We start from the raw sequence: 2,517 nt of genomic DNA on the forward strand, positions 1-2,517 counted from the left end.
CGGCACCACACCCCGCGCACGAGCCGTATACGCCGTCACGATGTCACGCACCAACGGACCCATGGACCAGCCATCAGCCGCGATGTGATGCAGCACCAGTAGCAGAACGTTCTCGCCCGCACCGACGCGGAAGAGCCAGGCTCGCACCGGCGTCTCACAGGACAAGTCGAAGACGTGCCCCGCTGCCGCGTCCAGGGCCTGCGGCAGCTCTGATTCCTGAACGTGCCGCTGTTCCCACGCCACACGCGCATCCGCGGGTTCCAGGACCAGTTGACGGGGCTCACCGTCGGTCTCCGGGAAGACCGTGCGCAGCGACTCGTGCCGGGCCATCACATCGCCGAGCGCGACACGCAGCGCCTCCTCGTCCAGCTCACCCCTGAGCCGGAGCGCCATCGGCACGTTGTACGCCGAACCACCCTCCAACCGCTGTAGGAACCACAGACGACGCTGCGCGAACGACAACGGAACCGCGTCCGGGCGCACCATGCGCACCAGTGCGGGTCGTACCGTGCCGTCGTCCGTGAGGTGCGGCGCCAGGGCGGCGACGGTCGGAGCCTCGAACACGGCGGCGATCGGGATCTCCGTCCCCAGCTGGGTGCGGATGCGGCTGACGAGCCGGGTGGCGAGGAGGGAGTGGCCCCCGAGGTCGAAGAAGCTGTCGTCGACACCGACCCTCTCCACCCCCAACACCTCGGCGAAGATGCCGCACAGAGCCTCTTCCTGCGGGGTACGCGGGGCACGGCCGTCCACGGCCGCCGCGTACTCCGGCACCGGCAGCGCCGCGGCGTCCAACTTGCCGTTGACCGACAGGGGCAGCCGGTCGAGCACCATCACCGCGGACGGCACCATGTACTCGGGGAGGCGTTCGGCGAGGTACGCGCGCACCACCGCCGGGTCCGGTGACGGTCCCGCCGGGACGACGTAGGCGACCAGACTGGTGTCCCCGGGACGGTCGCGGCGCACCACCACCGCGCTCTGCGCGACGTCGGGGCGGGACGCCAGGGCGGCCCGTACCTCACCGAGTTCGAGGCGGAACCCCCGGATCTTGACCTGGTCGTCGGAACGACCCATGTACTCCAGGATCCCGTCGGTGTTCCACCTCGCGATGTCACCGGTGCGGTACATCCGCGACCCCGCCGGGCCGAAGGGGTCGGCCACGAACCGCTCGGACGTCAGGGCGGACCGGCCCAGATAGCCGCGGGCCAGTCCCGGTCCGGCCACGTACATCTCACCGGGCACCCCAGGGGGCAGCAGGTTCAGGGAGTCGTCGAGCACGTGCACCCGAAGGTCGGGAAGCGCGCGGCCGACGAGGCCGGCCGTCCGCGCGGACACCGTCCCGGCATCGAGCGCCAACTCGGTGACGTGCACCGTCGTCTCGGTGATGCCGTACATGTTGACCAGCGTCGGAGCCTGCCCGGTATGCCGCGCGTACCAGCTGCCGAGCTGCCCGAAGTCCAGAGCCTCGCCGCCGAGGACCACGTACCGCAGCGTGGGCCACGGGCCGTGCGCCGGCTCCTCCTCGTCCGCCCGCATCAGCTCGTAGAACGCGGACGGGGTCTGGCTGAGCACCGTGACCCGTTCGTCGGCCAGGAGCCGCAGGAAGTCGGCGGGCGAGCGGGTCATGTCTCGCGGGACCACGACGAGGCGCCCGCCGTGCAGCAAGGGCCCCCACACTTCCCACACCGAGAAGTCGAACGCGTAGGAATGGAACCCCGTCCACACGTCGTCCGGCCCGAAGGACAGCCGCTGTGCGGCCGAGGTGAACAGTCGGGTGACGTTGCGGTGGGAGACGAGTACGCCCTTGGGCTCCCCGGTGGAACCCGAGGTGTGGATGACGTACGCGGGACTGTCCGCGAGCAGTGCCGTGGGCTGGTCGGCGGCGCTGATGCCGGACGCGGACAGGACACCGATTTCACGGACCGTTTCCGGAGCGTCCAGCAGGACCCGCTCCACCGAGGTCTCGGGCAGGCGGTCCGCGACGGCGCCGACGGTCAGCAGCAGGACCGGCGCGCAGTCCGTCAGCATGTACGCGATGCGCTCCCCCGGCTGCTCGGGGTCGATCGGGACGTACGCGGCCCCCGACTTGACCACGGCCAGCAGCGCCACGATCTGCTCCGCCGAACGCGGCATCACAAGAGCGACGAACTTCTCCGGACCAGCCCCGCACGCCATCAAGTGCCGCGCGAGCCGGTTGGAACGCTCGTCGAGTTCGGCGTACGAGAGCGTGGATCGCCCGAAGGTGAGGGCGGGGGCTTCGGGTGTGCGTGCCGCCTGTGCCGTGAACAGTTCAGGCAGTGTCGTGTCGGAGGCCTCGGGTGCGGTGTGCGCGTCGGCGTTCCACTCGGCGAGCAGCGTGTGCCGCTCCCCCGGCAGGAGGAGATCGATACCGCTGAGGGCACCGTCCGGACAGGCGACGACCGAAGCAAGCAACAGCACGAGCCGGGAGCAGAGCTTCTCGGCGGTGGTGACATCGAAGAGGTCACTGCTGTATTGCAGCACGCCCTCGACACCCGCCGG

1 protein-coding gene is annotated in these 2,517 nt (G+C 70.3%); it reads right to left on the reverse strand.

Annotated features, from left to right (window positions below):
* Positions 1-2,499 (reverse strand): amino acid adenylation domain-containing protein (locus ACWIHT_RS47160; protein WP_456174819.1); only part of this gene is annotated, 2,499 nt, incomplete at its 3' end.
* Positions 2,500-2,517 lie beyond the last annotated feature (18 nt).

It is taken from the genome of Streptomyces sp. NPDC002276 (genome assembly GCF_053891435.1).